The 13,818-nt window shown below is 52.0% G+C and carries 18 protein-coding genes; 9 read left to right on the top strand and 9 right to left on the bottom strand.

Annotated features, from left to right (window positions below):
- Positions 1-6 precede the first annotated feature (6 nt).
- Positions 7-1,029: a methyltransferase domain-containing protein gene (locus tag BWM17_RS09430; RefSeq protein WP_309493678.1), complete on the bottom strand. Its 1,023-nt coding sequence runs from the start codon at positions 1,027-1,029 to the stop codon at positions 7-9.
- Positions 1,030-1,127: 98 nt separating this feature from the next.
- Between BWM17_RS09430 and BWM17_RS09425 the strand changes: the two genes are divergently transcribed.
- Complete coding sequence (locus BWM17_RS09425) at positions 1,128-1,391, top strand: hypothetical protein (protein WP_309493677.1); 264 nt, start codon at positions 1,128-1,130, stop codon at positions 1,389-1,391.
- Here the strand turns inward: BWM17_RS09425 and prs are convergent.
- On the bottom strand, positions 1,388-2,275 hold the full coding sequence (prs, locus tag BWM17_RS09420) for a ribose-phosphate diphosphokinase (RefSeq protein ID WP_309493676.1): 888 nt from the start codon (positions 2,273-2,275) through the stop codon (positions 1,388-1,390). The two genes, BWM17_RS09425 and prs, sit on opposite strands and share 4 nt — an antisense overlap.
- 186 nt (positions 2,276-2,461) lie before the next feature.
- Between prs and BWM17_RS09415 the strand changes: the two genes are divergently transcribed.
- Entirely contained in the window at positions 2,462-2,773 is a 312-nt protein-coding gene (locus BWM17_RS09415) for a metalloregulator ArsR/SmtB family transcription factor (RefSeq protein WP_309493675.1), read from the top strand.
- 10 nt (positions 2,774-2,783) lie between these two features.
- On the opposite strand, the gene BWM17_RS09410 is transcribed toward BWM17_RS09415, so the two are convergent.
- Positions 2,784-3,002: a hypothetical protein gene (locus BWM17_RS09410; RefSeq protein WP_309493674.1), complete on the bottom strand. Its 219-nt coding sequence runs from the start codon at positions 3,000-3,002 to the stop codon at positions 2,784-2,786.
- Between BWM17_RS09410 and BWM17_RS09405 the strand changes: the two genes are divergently transcribed.
- Together BWM17_RS09405 and BWM17_RS09400 are read left to right on the top strand one after the other, a co-directional pair.
- The gene (locus BWM17_RS09405; protein WP_309493673.1) at positions 2,989-3,462 is read left to right on the top strand and encodes a cation transporter; all 474 of its coding nucleotides are present in this window, start codon (positions 2,989-2,991) and stop codon (positions 3,460-3,462) included. The two genes, BWM17_RS09410 and BWM17_RS09405, sit on opposite strands and share 14 nt — an antisense overlap.
- A 5-nt stretch (positions 3,463-3,467) precedes the next feature.
- A complete protein-coding gene (locus BWM17_RS09400) occupies positions 3,468-3,668 on the top strand; it encodes a hypothetical protein (RefSeq protein ID WP_309493672.1) in 201 nt (66 codons plus the stop codon).
- Between the two features lie 41 nt (positions 3,669-3,709).
- Here the strand turns inward: BWM17_RS09400 and BWM17_RS09395 are convergent, their stop codons facing one another.
- Entirely contained in the window at positions 3,710-5,788 is a 2,079-nt protein-coding gene (locus BWM17_RS09395; protein WP_309493671.1) for a phospholipase D-like domain-containing protein, read from the bottom strand.
- Between the two features lie 174 nt (positions 5,789-5,962).
- Between BWM17_RS09395 and BWM17_RS09390 the strand changes: the two genes are divergently transcribed.
- On the top strand, positions 5,963-7,042 hold the full coding sequence (locus BWM17_RS09390; RefSeq protein ID WP_309493670.1) for a radical SAM protein: 1,080 nt from the start codon (positions 5,963-5,965) through the stop codon (positions 7,040-7,042).
- Between the two features lie 26 nt (positions 7,043-7,068).
- Here the strand turns inward: BWM17_RS09390 and BWM17_RS09385 are convergent, their stop codons facing one another.
- A complete protein-coding gene (locus tag BWM17_RS09385; protein WP_309493669.1) occupies positions 7,069-7,575 on the bottom strand; it encodes a ferritin family protein in 507 nt (168 codons plus the stop codon).
- Positions 7,576-7,741: 166 nt separating this feature from the next.
- Here BWM17_RS09385 and purB point away from each other — a divergent pair, with 166 nt between their 5' ends.
- On the top strand, positions 7,742-9,121 hold the full coding sequence (gene purB, locus BWM17_RS09380; RefSeq protein WP_309493668.1) for an adenylosuccinate lyase: 1,380 nt from the start codon (positions 7,742-7,744) through the stop codon (positions 9,119-9,121).
- Here the strand turns inward: purB and BWM17_RS09375 are convergent.
- Positions 9,113-9,520 carry a 30S ribosomal protein S19 gene (locus tag BWM17_RS09375; protein ID WP_309493666.1) on the bottom strand — a complete coding sequence of 136 codons (408 nt, stop codon included), beginning with the start codon at positions 9,518-9,520 and terminating at the stop codon, positions 9,113-9,115. The two genes, purB and BWM17_RS09375, sit on opposite strands and share 9 nt — an antisense overlap.
- A 71-nt stretch (positions 9,521-9,591) precedes the next feature.
- Positions 9,592-10,293: a hypothetical protein gene (rpl2p, locus tag BWM17_RS09370; protein ID WP_309493665.1), complete on the bottom strand. Its 702-nt coding sequence runs from the start codon at positions 10,291-10,293 to the stop codon at positions 9,592-9,594.
- 434 nt (positions 10,294-10,727) lie between these two features.
- Here rpl2p and BWM17_RS09365 point away from each other — a divergent pair, with 434 nt between their 5' ends.
- Positions 10,728-10,997: a NifB/NifX family molybdenum-iron cluster-binding protein gene (locus BWM17_RS09365; RefSeq protein WP_309493664.1), complete on the top strand. Its 270-nt coding sequence runs from the start codon at positions 10,728-10,730 to the stop codon at positions 10,995-10,997.
- Positions 10,998-11,114: 117 nt separating this feature from the next.
- Entirely contained in the window at positions 11,115-11,441 is a 327-nt protein-coding gene (locus tag BWM17_RS09360) for a DUF134 domain-containing protein (protein WP_309493663.1), read from the top strand.
- 32 nt (positions 11,442-11,473) lie between these two features.
- On the opposite strand, the gene BWM17_RS09355 is transcribed toward BWM17_RS09360, so the two are convergent.
- Positions 11,474-11,941 carry a B12-binding domain-containing protein gene (locus BWM17_RS09355; protein ID WP_309493662.1) on the bottom strand — a complete coding sequence of 156 codons (468 nt, stop codon included), beginning with the start codon at positions 11,939-11,941 and terminating at the stop codon, positions 11,474-11,476.
- A gap of 206 nt (positions 11,942-12,147) precedes the next feature.
- Here BWM17_RS09355 and BWM17_RS09350 point away from each other — a divergent pair, with 206 nt between their 5' ends.
- Complete coding sequence (locus BWM17_RS09350; protein WP_309493661.1) at positions 12,148-12,882, top strand: Rossmann-like domain-containing protein; 735 nt, start codon at positions 12,148-12,150, stop codon at positions 12,880-12,882.
- 14 nt (positions 12,883-12,896) lie between these two features.
- On the opposite strand, the gene BWM17_RS09345 is transcribed toward BWM17_RS09350, so the two are convergent.
- Complete coding sequence (locus tag BWM17_RS09345) at positions 12,897-13,790, bottom strand: substrate-binding domain-containing protein (protein WP_309493660.1); 894 nt, start codon at positions 13,788-13,790, stop codon at positions 12,897-12,899.
- Positions 13,791-13,818 lie beyond the last annotated feature (28 nt).

Genomic DNA, 13,818 nt, shown 5'->3' with positions numbered 1-13,818 from the left:
AGCTGTTTACATCCTCCTTAAGACGTATATCTCTCTGGTTAAGCTTCTGTGAACATAGATGGAATATCTCCCCACAGTTTTGAAGCCGTATTCTTCCGCCGTCTCTTCCAAGGGGAGGGTGCTGGGGGCGGCGATGCACATGTAGCCCTGCGGCTTCAAAATCAGGCCTATTTCCTCCAGAAACTTTCGGTAGAGAACAGGAATGGGAACCCCGGCTGTGGTGGCTGCTCGGCCGTAGGGTGGGTCGGTGGAGACAGCGTCCACTTGGCGTATGGGCGGGGCTAAGGCGTTAGCTAGAGTTAGATGGACGTTTTCCACTCCGTAGTGTTGCAGGTTTACTTTGGTTCCCTTCACCATTTTTTTCCGCAAGTCCCCTCCTAAGGCTTCCAAACCCATCAAACCCGCCTCGATGAGGATGGAGCCTGTTCCGCAGAAGGGATCGTAGAGGATCTTCCCTCCCGCAGCCCTAGAAAGGTTAACCATACATCGGGCTATTTTAGGTTGAAGGGAAGAAGGGTGGAAAAAAGGCTTCCTTCTGGGGGTCCGACTTGAGAAATATTTTCTCCCCTCTCCGTCCACACTCAGCCCGAAGGTGAAACTTCTGCCTGAGAGAATTCCCACAAAAAGCTTCCTAGGCCTCCTTAAATCTACCCGCAAGTCTCTTTCCATGGTTAGGAGAACCCGGCCTACAGCTTTTTCCACTTCAAACCCAGTAAGAGGGCTTTGACTGTCCCCTGTTCTCCACACCCGCACAGCGAAGCTCTCCCCGGAGTTAAGGCCTATTTCCGACCCTAAAGCTTGGAGGGAGGAAAGTATATCCCCCAAGGAGGCTTTGCAGTGGAGAAGCTCAACCCCGCAGAGGCGGCAGAAGGCAGATCTTTTGGACACCGCCAAGCCGGCGGGCGGAGGTGCCTCCAGCCTCAGGAGGCGGTTGGAATCCTCCAGCATCCGGAAGGGAAGCCCTTCAGCTTCGAGAATGGCTCCTACTTCAGCTTTGGGTAGGTGACGGTGTTCCCCCGAGACAAGCATGAAAAAGACGGTCAAAGGCTCACGAGTATCCTTTTATGGAAGGAAAATATACTATTGGAAGCTTTAAAAATTAACTTGCACTTGGGCTGGTAGAGGCCTTGGATAAGGTGAAGACTAAGGCGTTGTTGTCGATTCTGCTAGGTTTTTCTTTCGCTGTCATCAGTTTAGCTTTCTGGTATTTCCAGCTTTCCCCCCTTATCCCCCCGGAGTTTTACCGCCCTCTTCACCATTGGATGTACGGCCTGTTTCTGGTTTTCGTCGGCTTCATCCGGCTGGAGAAAAACTACGGCCAATTTTTCTTTACAGCAGGCCTAGTCTACCTCATCGACGACGCTCAGGACCTGCCAGCCTTTTTCATTTAGGTTTCAGGTTCACTCTTCAAGGCTTGGGCGATGAGAGGCGCTACGGAAACCTTGCTCACAGGGCTGGGAACGGTGTCCGTGCCTACCAGCTCTTCAATTCCGCTTTGGAGGACTTTCCTTAAGGCTTCTCCCATGAGAAGGGGGTGAGTGCAGGCGGCGTAGACTTTTTCAGCCCCCAAGGCCTTCAGCCTTTTCGCTGCCGCCGCCGTGGTGCCTCCGCTGCTGATGATATCGTCGAAGAGGATGAGGGTTTTCCCCTTCACCTCGATGCCTCCGATACTTTTTAGGGCGATTTCCCCTGTATCTCTGTCTCTCTCCTTCCGAAACCAACCGTGGGGTGTCCTGAAGATGACCCCTGCTTCTCCCGCCATCTTAGTGGCTTTCACGTCCGGGGCGAAGGCCCACAGCTCCCCTAGGTTTAACTTGAGGAAATACTCTGCCAAGGCTTTGGCGGCAGAGAGGTTTTGGAAAGCGAAGGCAGCGTCCTCGAAGATGCTAGGCTCGTGAACGTCCACTGTGATGAGACGGCGAATGCCTAGGGCTTCTAAGCAACGGATAACCGCCTTTATGCTTACGGCTTCGTAGGGTTTGAAGGCCTTATCCTGTCGAGCGTATGCTAGGTAGGGGGTTACAGCCGTGACCTCCTCCGCCCCCAGTCTTCCCACGGCTTGGAGTAGGAAATACAGCTGCATCAGATGGGTGTCTTGAGGGGGATAGGTAGACTGGATGACGGCGACTTTCTCTCCTTTCACATCATTCCTCAGCCCCACGTAGCTTTCACCGTCAGGAAAGACCTTAGACTCCACCTCCACATTTCTTACTCCCAGTAGCTGGGCAATCCTTTCTCCCAGACTCCGAGAAGAAGGCCCTGAAACGATGAGCATCCTCTCCAACTCCTACATGTTCAAAATTGCTATTCTCCCCCTTAAATTAGTCTTCCGCTACCTTTGAAGGCAAGAAACTCCAGGCTGAGCTTGAAGAGGGGAGTTGAAAGTCTCGCTCTGTTTTGAAGGTAGTTAAGTAAGGTTTTGGCGGCAAGGTTTAATAATGATGTATGATAATTTTATCATATGTCAAAATTATCATACAAATATTTTGTAAAAGCCTTATCCAATGACACCCGGCTGGAGATTGTTCACCTCCTCAGAGCCAAACCAAGATGCGTTTCTGAGATATGCGAGGAATTGAACTTAGAGCAGAGCAGGGTGTCCCATAATTTAAAATGCCTGTTAAACTGCGGCTTTGTGGAAGCAGGTCGGAATGGCAGAAAGAGGGTTTATTCTTTAAACAGAAACACAATCTTGCCCCTCATGGAAATTATCGATAAACACATCGAAAAATACTACGAGCATTTGGTGAAGTGTAAGGTGTTGAAGGAATGAGAGAAAATTCTCAAACAAAACGCACCCTAAACTTGCCAGATCCCCCGTCAACTGGGAGAAAGAAGCCCATAGGCTTGGGCATCGCCTCTGGTTTGATAGCTTCCCTGTGCTGCATCGGCCCTCTCTTCATAGTCTTGATGGGGTTTGCCTCGCTCCCCTTTGCGCTGAGTTTATCCCAATACAGTCCTTTCTTTTTGGGGTTAAGTGCGGCTTTCATGGTTTCAGCCATCCTGATACATCTGAAAAGGAAGAGCAAAGCCTGTAAAATTAACCTCTTTACTAAGGAGGGACTTCGGAGGGAAAAATATTTCATCGCCACCGCTATAATCGTGATGCTAACAGTCTACGGGCTATCTGTCTACGTCATCACTCCTACCTTTGCACCCATCGTCTACGGCATGTTCTCCCCGGCGGCTTCTCCCACCTCTACTTCAGGGGAAGTGAATCCGAGGGGCCTCCACCAGCTCTCTTTGAAAATAGGCGGAATGTATTGTCCGAGCTGCGGCTACGTCATTTGGTATACTCTAAACCAAAAAGACGGTGTTATAGAAGTGAAAATCAGCTTATCGAAAGAGGAGGGCACTGTAATCTATGATCCCGCAGAAATATCTGGAGAAGAAATAGTCCATGTAATCGAATCCTTGGGTTACAATGCTAAAATCCTAGCCGATAAACCGATAGAAGACTAAAATGAATGGGCAGAAAAGCCCCTTTTCTCACCGCCTTGGTCTTAGCAGCCTGTTGCATACTGGTGTCACTGAGTGTCTTGAGCGGCGGAGCATTGATCGCCGGAATAATTACGCAGCAGATCATCTTAATGGCCATCGGCTTGACGTTCATGGTGATAGTGGTTATCGGGTTGGTTATCTCGAGAAGAAAAACGAATGCCGAATAAAAAATTAAGCCGCTAAACCATCTCTAAGGGCGACTGCACGCCTAAGATGCGGTTGATAGTCCATCCTCTGTCAAGCTGATCTCGGCTAGGTTTAGCTTCATCCTCATCGTTAAGCTGATATTGGATGCCGGGGTGGAGGCTGTGTCGGCGGATTCGACGAGTATCGAATAGCAGGTTAAAGGGATGTACTCATCTTCCACTTCAGCCCAAACTACAACAGTGTAGAAGCCTTCTCCCCGAGTCATCAGCGGTTTAATGTCTGCGACGATGTCGAAGAAGCCGTCTTCCACCACCCATTGGGAGGCGTGAACGTAGGCTGAGCCCTCCACGGAGTAGGAGCTTTCAAGGATGTAGCCAACCTCCTCGCCCAGCCCGTATCCTCCACTGTACGGCGGCTCCGCCAGTTGCTCCCGGGTTAAAGGCCTCGGGGGAGGGTCGTAGTAAAGGGCTATTACGTACACTTCCCCCAGCAGGGTTGTGCCTTCAAGCGAAAGGATTCCGTCGTCGTAGCTGGGAGGCTGAGTCCATACGATGTGGTTGTCTTCGAAGTCTTGAACCAGAAACACATGGGTTCTGTCGTAGGCTATTCCGATGTTTACGTGGGTATGCCACCGGCCCAGTATGTTGTCCCTGTGTCCCCAGTTCCATTCCGCATCCTCGTACATCATGCCGTATTCCAGCTCCTCCAAGGTTTCCCTGACATCCAAGGGCGCGGCTAAGGGCTCCTCGTAGAGGAAACCCGAGAAGGCTATGTTCTGGGAAACAAACCCCAACCCGCCGTGTTGCGTGTACCTCACATAGGGTTTGGTTCCGTTCATATCCCAGTGGGAGAAGTACAGGTTTTCCAGCATGTCCTCGGCATGTGCTTGGGCAGCGAGGTTGGTTCCCAGCTTCACGGGGGGAAGCCCGTGGTCGCTTCTATCTCGGTTGATGAGAGTAAGGACGTATTCGACAAGTTCCCGGCTGGGACTGGGCTCTAGCTCTGGGCTTGGTGGAGTGTACCATTCAGTCCACATCTGCTTAAATTCCAAGGCGAAAAGGCTGGCCACAGCCGAGTTGTGCAGGATCAGAATGTTCTCGTCGTTGTCTCGGTTAGCATGTTTGGTGGGGTTGAAGGACCCGGTGATGACGGTTCGGTTGTCGATTACAAAAAATTTGTGGTGCATCACCGCAGGGTTCCGGTCCTTGACCACCGGCACTCCTGCTTCCCTGAGCATCGAGTAGGTGCTGTATTGTCCAGCTTGAAAACTTTCGTATATGCCTTGGACGGTTACGCCTTCCTTATGTTTCTCTAGAAGGACGTTTCCTATGGGTTTGCTGGTGAAGGTGAAGACTGCAAAATAGATGCTTTCCTCGGCCTTCTGCAGCTCTTCGATGATCTGATTTTCCACATCGTCTTCAGGTGCAAAGTAGACTTCGATGATGAATTCGTCTGAGACAGTTATCTCCGGGTATAAAACCGGTGAACCTCCTCCAAAGACTCCGCTCCATAACTCGGTGAATTCGTCCACGTAGTTTTCGGCAAGCTGAGGCAGGCCTGAGATGACCACCACGTTGTTGTTGTTTTTGTGGACGCCGTTGAACGTGGGGTTCATCGAACCCGTCCACACAAGCCTTCCGTCAACTACCATGAATTTGTTGTGCATGAAGTCAGGGTCGTCGTCTCCTCGCACTAAGCCTGAAGTAACCAGTTCAGCGATTTCAGGGTTAGCCATGTTGTCGGTGTCGGTTACAACCTTAACGTCGACCCCCCTCTTTTCAGCCTCCAGAAGCGCCTCCCCCACGTTGACTAGGTCGAGGTCGTAGAAGGCTGCGTAAACTGAGCTTTGAGCTCCCTCGATCAACGACACAAGGTAATCGTCAACTTGGCTGTCGGGTGTGAAATAGACGGCGTAGCTGAAGGCCTCCTCAGGTGGAGAAGGTGAAGGCGTAGGTGTAGGCGTCGGGGTGGGCGTGGCAGCCGCCTCTGGTAGGGGTGTAGGGGTTGGTGTAGGGGTGAACGCAGGAGCTGGGGTGGGCATGGGGGTCGGAGTGGGTTCAGGTGTGAGGAAGACCCCTATGGCTCCGAAAATCATCAAGGCGACGAGGAGGCCTAATCCAGCTTTTAATACCTTTCCCATTTTCTTTTCACTTCGGATAGGTTCCCTTCGAGCTTAAGTTTTTTGCTTCAGTTTGATTTCCCAAGCTGGGAGGGGAGAGTGACAGGTGGGGACAAACCGCAAGGTGTTACATTTATGAGTTTCTCCCTCTTTCTTTTACCATGAAGGTGGAAAGAGTTAGAAATGTGGCGTCTGATGAGGCCTGACGCCGTGGCCGTGTTGCAGGATGAGAAATGCCGGGCTAGTTTGGCTAGGTACTTCGATGTCTCCGACAACCTGAAGCATGCCAAGTTCCAGATAGCCAAGCGGTTGGAGGCTTCCTTCGCCCCCCAAGACTCGCTGGAAAACCTTTGGCGGCTTCATGAAAAACTGACGGAGGAGTACCGTCGGTTGGAGGGGCGGTTGGATGCTGGAAAGGTGAGGTTGGAGGAGCTTCCCCAGCCGTCTCTTTCCTACATGGATTTAAAAGTGGAGATAGCCAAGCGGATTCTTCAACACTGCCATTTTTGTAGGAGGAACTGCGGGGTCAACCGGCTTCAGGGGAAACGGGGAACATGCCTCTGCGGAACCCAGCCTGCGGTTTCCTCCTACTTCGCCCACATGGGAGAGGAGCCTGAACTCATCCCCTCCGGCACCATCTTCACCCTCGGCTGCACTCTCCAGTGTCTCCACTGCCAGAACTGGACCATATCCCAGTGGGTGGAAAAGGGGGAAACCTACACACCAGCTATGCTCGCCGACGTGGTGGAGTGGCTGAGGCGTGGGGGGTGTAGAAACGCCAACCTAGTAGGCGGGGAGCCTACCCCCTGGCTGGCGCAGTGGCTGGAAGCCTTCAGGAAAGTTCAGGTCAATGTTCCCGTGGTCTGGAACAGCAACTCCTACTACAGCCAAGCCACAGCCCTGCTGCTCGCGGGCTTCGCCGACGTCTACCTCCTCGACTTCAAATACGGCAACGACGCTTGCGCGGAGAGAATCTCCGGCTGTCAAGGCTACTGGGAAGCGGCTACACAGAACCATCTCAGCGCCCTGAAAAATGGGGAGCTGATAGTGCGGATGCTCATCCTCCCAGAGCATGGAGAATGCTGCGCCAAACCCATCCTCGAGTGGATGGCGGAGAATTTGGGGACATGGATCAGAGTGAACATCATGGACCAGTACCGCCCCGAGTGGAGAGCCGACGAAGTCCCGGAGCTCCGGCGCAGGCTTAGAGGGCAAGAATTCCGCTCTGTGGTAGATTACGCGCGAAAGCTGGGCTTCACTAACCTAGCCTCTTAGGTAGGGAGGGGTTTTTGGCGTTACATCTACTTTTTTAGAAGACTCTTGTATATCTTTTCGAATACTTGGATCAAGGCGAGAAGTTGTTGGTGGTGTTGTTTTTCTTCTTCGGCCAGCACTTGGAAGAGGGTTTTAGCCTTCCGACTTCGAATCTTGGGCCTTATCCTTGTGTATCCTCGTTCCATTTCCTGTTCAAGTTTGACGTGGCCTTTAATGGCATGGTAAGTTTCCTCTACCTCTGTGGGGTACCCCTGTTTCTTTCCAGGCGTGGGGATGTCGGTGAGATGGAAAGCCTTTACAGGCTGAAAGTTTTCCCCTTCCTTGGCTAGGATGTTTTTCACATGTTTAAGAATGTTGGCGTGACACTCTCCCGCGCAAGCTAATCTGGTGAAAACAATCCTTGCATGGGGGTTCTTCGTCCCCTCAGCTAAGAAGCTGTATTCCTCTTTCGTATAGTGTTCAAGCCTAATCCAGTGATCGATTATTTGATTAATGGTCCTAACTTTGGAGAACTTCTTCCCTCCGACTCCCACTTCATGACCACCTAACCTCTACAACCACGGAGAGAATGAAGTTAATAAAAAATTTTCTTAACAGAAAAGCCGAGGTTAACTACGCTCAGAACCACTGTTCCTCAGACAGTAAATTTTTATTCTCTCCTCTCCCACCTAGCTTAGGTGTGAGAGGGAGATAGAGAAATTGCCCATTCTACCCATCGACACAGGGAGATATGGCACCCCGGAGATGAGGCGGATCTTCGAAGAAGAAGCCCGGCTTCAGAAGATGCTGGAGGTGGAAGCCGCCTTGGCCTGGGCCCTCACCGAGGTAGGCGTCATCCCCAAAAAGGCAGCTGAGAAAATCGGGGAAAAAGCCTCCACCCGCTATGTGAAGCTGGAGAGGGTGAAGGAAATCGAGAAAACCATCAAGCATGACATCATGGCCGTGGTGGAGGCTTTAGCTGAAGTCTGCGGGGAAGACGGAGGCTACGTCCACTACGGAGCCACCAGCAGCGACATCCTCGACACCGCCACAGGTCTCCAGTTTAAAGAAGCCTTGGTTGTCTTGGAATCGAAGCTCAACATGTTGGAAGGAGTTCTGTTGGAGCTCAGCTGGAAGCATAGGAAAACCTTGATGGTGGGCAGAACCCATGGACAGCACGCACTCCCCATGACCTTGGGGTTGAAGTTCGCCGTCTGGTTGAGGGAGGTATCCCGCCACATCCAAAGGCTGAGGGAAGGGCGGAAAAGGTTCTTGGTGGGGAAGCTCACCGGGGCGGTGGGAACCCAGGCAGGCTTCGGCCCTGAAGGTTTAACCGTTCAGAAGCTGACCATGGAACGCTTGGGGCTTCACCCCGTGGAGGCCTCCACCCAAATAGTTCAAAGGGACCGGTACGCTGAGCTCATCTGCCTCCTAGCCTTGGTTGCCTCCAGCCTCGACAAGTTCGCCGCTGAAATCCGGGAGCTGCAGAGGACGGAGATAGGGGAGCTGCAGGAGCCCTTCGACGTGGGAAGACAGGTGGGAAGTTCGACGATGCCCCACAAGGTTAACCCCATTCATTCGGAGAGAGTCTGCGGCTTGGCCAAGCTGATGAGGGGCTTAGTGGTGCCGGCGTTGGAGAACATACCCAGCTGGCAGGAGCGGGACTTGACCAACTCCTCGGCGGAGAGGTTTCTGCTGCCCACCGCCTTCATCACCCTCGACTACATGCTCAGCCTCATCTGCCAAGTCTTGAAAGGCTTGAAGGTGAATGAAGAGAGAATGTTGGAAAACCTGAACCTCACCCAGGGAAGGATCATGTCTGAGTCCCTCATGCTGGCCTTAACCAAAAAGGGGCTGGGAAGACAGGAAGCCCACCGTGTCCTCCGAGGTTTGGTTATGAAGAGCTGGGCGGAGAAAAAACCCTTAAAGGAAATCGTCCTAGCCGACGAGCAGGTGAGAAGCCGCCTCAGCGAGGAGGAGATAAACAGAGCCCTAGACCCCAACGCCTACCTAGGGACGGCGGTGGAGCAGGTGGAGCTCGCCGTCGAAAAAACAAGGTCTGAGAGGGAAAGCCGAGGGGTCTCATCGGCCTTACTTTAAAGGCACATACATGGAACTCCGGCTGGCTCCGATGCCGGGGTTTCCGTGGACAACCTTCTTGATGGTGACGGCGAACTCGCCTAGAAGATGTCCCACCATCTCCGGCTTGATCTCCACGGGGACGAATTCTTTTCCGTTGTGAACCGCTATGGTTACCCCCACCATCTCGGGGAGGATGACCATGTCCCGGCAGTGAGTCTTCAAGAGGGGCGCTCCTCCAGAGGCTTTCCCAGCCCTTTTAAGGTTACGGATGGCCTCCAGCAGTTTCCTGTTCTCAGGGGAAAGACCTCTCAGCAGTTTTCTCCGAGCCTTAGAAGGTAGCAGAGCGACGAAGTTGTCCATGGGCATCTGCTGTAGCTGCTCCAATGTGTAGCCTCTATAACGAAATTCCCTAGGCATCCTTCGTCAACCATCCACCATACGCATCATTGCCCAGCCTGCTTTAAGCTTTTCCCACCCGGCTTGGCGCCTCAGGCAAATTTAACCCTAGCCTTTCTGCCCCGGCCGGTCTTCCTAGGGGCGATGAGCCCCACCTTCTGCCCCGGCGGAGCCGTCCGAGGAACGGAGCCGGGCATACGGCGGAGAGCAGCGATCATTCTGTTGCTTTTGGTCAGGGGATACTTCCGCCCCCGGGCTCTCATGAGGTAGTATTTTTCACCCGCCTTCATGAAGGGCTTCTCCGTTCTCCCCCCCGCAGCCGCAACTCCTATGGTGGCTAGGCTGCTGCTGTGGACGGTGATGACCTTCCCCGAAGCCAGTCTGAGGGTGGTTCCCGCGGGAGTGTGAGCGATGACCGTGGCATGGCTGCCGGAGGACCTAGCAAACTTCCCCCCATCGGCGGGCTGCTTTTCCACGTTGTAAACCGTGGAGCCTTCGGGGACTTGGGCTAAGGGCACGATGTTTCCCACCTCCAAGGAGGCTGCTCCCCCTATCCGGATTTCCTTCCCCTCATACAGGCCTTCTCCAGCGATATTGTAGAAGGTTCTGCCGTCTTCGCAGCGGATTAAAGCCAAAGGAGCGCCTCTGCCAGGGTCGTGAAGGATTCGCTCCACCCGCGCTCTCATGCCCTCTTGGGTTAGGGCTGCGAAGGGCGGATAGCGGGCTGGCGCTACTCTCCTTAGGGTGGCAGCTCGGAAGGTGGGGGTGCCTCTTCCCCTTCTTTGAACCCTCAACCGTTTACCCATTTATCTTTCACTGAGCTTTTTTTAGATGTTTTCCAGCCTTTTACGGTTTTTGCAGGCTTCAACGTATAAGTTTTTCTGGAATTTAAACGTTTCAGCAAAACTATATGTGCATAAATATTCTAGAGCAAAAATGTGCTAGCCTAGAAGAATTTAAGAAGGCTGGCTAACTCCATGGCCCGGAAGAGGCCCCTTCAGCCACCTACCCCGGGCAGAGACCCGGCTGGCTTTATGGTAGATGGGCATGCCTATACGGTTCATGGGTTTATCCCCCAGAAACATGGCAGCCTAAAGATGAAGCTAAGCTTCTAGAAGACCAAAAGGCCTTTTTTGGAGACGCGGATCGGGGTCCCTCCGCGAAGAACTCAAGAGGAACGACAAAAGACTCAAAGAATTGAAAAAGTGGAAGCTGAGGATGAAAAGGAATGCTCTGCAGAATAGCCGTTGCAATCGACGGAAACCGAGGCTTGGAAGATACCGTATCCCGCTTCTTCGGCAGAGCCAGCACTTTCACCATAATAGACTTTGAAGACGACGTTGCCAAAATCGTAAAGGCTCTTCCAAACCCTTCAGCACCTCACCGTCATGGTACTGGGCGGATGGTTGTGATGTTGCTGGTTGACGTAGGCGTAAGCTTGGTGATCGCGAGGAAACCGGCCCGGGGGCATCCCAGCATCTTGCTCAACATAAGATAAACAAAATCATAGCTAAGCCCGGAACCAAAGTTGCTGAAGCCATCAAAAAAGTGCACTATACTAAATCCCTTCCAGAACCCTTTTAGACATTGGCAGAGAGGTAGAGAGCGGTGCCTTATGGCTGGTTATCGCTGGCGTTGGCGCCGTCGATTTGAGCCGGGGCGCCCCATAAAGCCAAGAACCTTAGAGAAAGAGCCTGAAATAACCCGTTTTGTCCCCTTCATTCCGAAGGAAAAAGCGGAAAACTACGTAAAAGAACCTGTGACGATGACCTATGATGAGTTTGAATACCTCCGGCTGGTTGATTACATGGGTTTGATGCAGGAGGAGGCAGCTCGCCGGATGGGAGTTTCCAGAGGCACAATATGGCGTTGCCTAGATAGCGTTAGGAAAAAAGTGGCGAGCATGATAGAGGAAGGGCGGGAACTTGTAATCAGCAGTTAGAATCGTTTCCGAAACCAGCGGTGCCGGCACTTTTACCATATTCTTATTTTTAGCGGTCGAGTCGGGCAGTAGGTGATGATGACCTCCAATGTTTCTTCATTCTCTTTAAGGGTCCCCCACCTGCTCCACTTATCCTTTTTGAGAGGGTCCTCCTCCGAAAAGCCGGAAGACTTCCAGACGGCGAACAAGATCTGTTTTGTAACCTCGTAAACATTTCCAGAATAAGGCCCTACTTTCACCGAGAGGTCTTTCAGTCGAGGAGGTGCCAGTTCCAAGGTCTTTGTTCCCGCGGCGAAAGCCGAGAGGCTGCGTATTACATGGACGGGGAAGATTTCCCCCTTCTCAAACTTCTCCCTCACCTTGTCCATTCCGATGAGCAGATTTTCCAGAATTTCTACGGTGGGCAGGTTCTCTTTCATCTGTCCTACAAGCCGCTCAGTGAGTTCAGCGTCTCCTTCCCTTACGCTGTCATGGAGTTTTTGAAAATCGTTCAGGGACATTCCACCTATACAATGAAGTTTTGCCATATTTTAGATTCTCGGTTCCAATCCTCAAGAAGCACGGCAAAGGTGAGAAGGTTGCGAACATTTTAGGAAGGCGTACCGGATGGTTTGCCGCTTAACGCAGGTAATTTGGATTTATATTTTTCAGAAGGGATATCCGTATAGGCATAAATTGTAGCGAATGCCCTTTCAGGGTTAGAGCAATGTATGAGCAACTCAGGAGAGATTTCCTCAAGCTTCTAGCCTCCATAGGCATGATGGATAAACCTGTAGAGTGCGTTGCACTTGGCAGTGACTTCGTTAAACTACCATCCAAGGAATACGCGCTTATGAAGGGAAAAGAAGTTATCGTCCACTGCCAGCTCAACGGTTTCTGCGGCCAAGCCTTCACGGACAAGCCTAAGACTTTCCACGGGAAACTCGTCGACGTAGCCGATCTAGCGTTAGGCGACTCGGGGGATAGGTCGATATTCTTTTCGGTGCTTAACGCCCTAATGCACAGCTTAGGGGAAATCGACTGCACAGTTCACTGCAGAAGTCACGATGCGGAACGATGCGGGCTTCTGCTAGTCAAAAAGATCCGGCAAAGCTTTGGAAAGGTAAAGACGGTGGCCCACATCGGCTACCAGCCGGGCCACGTTAAGGCTACCTCCAACGCCTTCGACATCGTCTACGTAACTGACCTTAACCCTGAAAACGTTGGAAAGGTTAAGTGGGGGGTTGAGATTCTCGACAGCTCCATGAGTGAGAATGTCATAAAGAAAGCAGATGTCACATGTATAACCGGCAGCGCAATCGTCAACGGCACGCTGCCTGAGATTCTCAGGCAGTGCAACAGGTACTGCAAAAGATATGTCTTGTACGGTGTTACGGTGAAGGGCGCTGCTAAACTTTTAGGCTTAGAAGTATTCTGCCCCTTCGGCAGAAATAAACTCTGAGTTTCATCAGAAACTTACCGTTCGCCTAGGTTCTGGAAAAGTGATACTTTAACACGCTCAGCCTTCTCCATCCACCGTTGCCACGTATTCTCAGAATAGGGGGTATACTTTGTCGCCTGCTTCAACGTGGCTACATATCCGTATTTGTCGAATATCTTTTTGGCGGTTTCGGATGTGGATACAAAATCTAGGAATACCTCGCTTGCCTTCCTGTCTTCGGTGTAAACCGACACAGCGGCGGGTATGAATGATACCTCCGGAATTTTCTCAGGGCTGATCCATACGATGTCTACCTTGTCAGGGTTCCAGTAGTAGAAAACATGCCAGCTTACGGTGGCGTCCACGTTTCCTAAGATCACGTAGGATACAGCTTTCTCCCCGCTTTCCGCTTCCACAAACCTGCCGTCAACTTCCTCCCATAGGCCGTTGTACTCAAGCAGTTTCTTTACAAACAAGCCTACACCGTAATCCGGATTTGTGAGGCTGAGCTTGATATCTGGCTTAACTAGGTTTTCAAGGCATGTTATGTTTTTAGGATTTCCTTCAGGGACCAGTATGACCGGAACCAGATAGGCAAGTATCCGTACAGTGGCAGGGTCGACGGCGCCCTTCTCTATCGCCATCTCCATGTCGTAGGGTGTGCCGACGCCTAGGTAAAGGTCTCCGGATTTGCTTATCACCATCGCAGAAAGCAGTTGACCTGCCCCGCCCCAAGTTGCTTCCACTTCCACATCGGTGGCTTCCTCGTACACGGTTATTATTTCGGCTCCGGGAAGCCTAGTCGCTGCGCCCCAAAAGGGTGTTATGACCTTCCTAGGCTCTGAAGCAGTGTAGCATCCGGCGAGGAATCCTGAGAAGCCTGAAGCTACTCCGACTATTACTGCCAGAAGGATGGCGGCGGCTTTCATAAAAAACAGGTTAACATAAGTAGTTAAT

The sequence above is a fragment of the Candidatus Hecatella orcuttiae genome, assembly GCF_002009985.1.
Taxonomy (GTDB): Archaea; Thermoproteota; Bathyarchaeia; order Hecatellales; family Hecatellaceae; genus Hecatella; species Hecatella orcuttiae.
The sequence above is the reverse complement of the archived record's forward strand: the minus strand, read 5'-3'. Positions and strand labels throughout refer to the sequence as shown.

Coding starts and splice junctions, on each gene's coding strand:
- BWM17_RS09430 (WP_309493678.1), bottom strand. CDS start 1,029: ATGCTTGTCTCGGGGGAACACCGTCACCTACCCAAAGCTGAAGTAGGA.
- prs (WP_309493676.1), bottom strand. CDS start 2,275: ATGCTCATCGTTTCAGGGCCTTCTTCTCGGAGTCTGGGAGAAAGGATT.
- BWM17_RS09415 (WP_309493675.1), top strand. CDS start 2,462: ATGTCAAAATTATCATACAAATATTTTGTAAAAGCCTTATCCAATGAC.
- BWM17_RS09405 (WP_309493673.1), top strand. CDS start 2,989: ATGGTTTCAGCCATCCTGATACATCTGAAAAGGAAGAGCAAAGCCTGT.
- BWM17_RS09410 (WP_309493674.1), bottom strand. CDS start 3,002: ATGGCTGAAACCATGAAAGCCGCACTTAACCCCAAAAAGAAAGGACTG.
- BWM17_RS09400 (WP_309493672.1), top strand. CDS start 3,468: ATGGGCAGAAAAGCCCCTTTTCTCACCGCCTTGGTCTTAGCAGCCTGT.
- BWM17_RS09395 (WP_309493671.1), bottom strand. CDS start 5,788: ATGGGAAAGGTATTAAAAGCTGGATTAGGCCTCCTCGTCGCCTTGATG.
- BWM17_RS09390 (WP_309493670.1), top strand. CDS start 5,963: ATGAGGCCTGACGCCGTGGCCGTGTTGCAGGATGAGAAATGCCGGGCT.
- BWM17_RS09375 (WP_309493666.1), bottom strand. CDS start 9,520: ATGCCTAGGGAATTTCGTTATAGAGGCTACACATTGGAGCAGCTACAG.
- BWM17_RS09365 (WP_309493664.1), top strand. CDS start 10,728: ATGCTCTGCAGAATAGCCGTTGCAATCGACGGAAACCGAGGCTTGGAA.
- BWM17_RS09360 (WP_309493663.1), top strand. CDS start 11,115: ATGGCTGGTTATCGCTGGCGTTGGCGCCGTCGATTTGAGCCGGGGCGC.
- BWM17_RS09355 (WP_309493662.1), bottom strand. CDS start 11,941: ATGTCCCTGAACGATTTTCAAAAACTCCATGACAGCGTAAGGGAAGGA.
- BWM17_RS09350 (WP_309493661.1), top strand. CDS start 12,148: ATGTATGAGCAACTCAGGAGAGATTTCCTCAAGCTTCTAGCCTCCATA.
- BWM17_RS09345 (WP_309493660.1), bottom strand. CDS start 13,790: ATGAAAGCCGCCGCCATCCTTCTGGCAGTAATAGTCGGAGTAGCTTCA.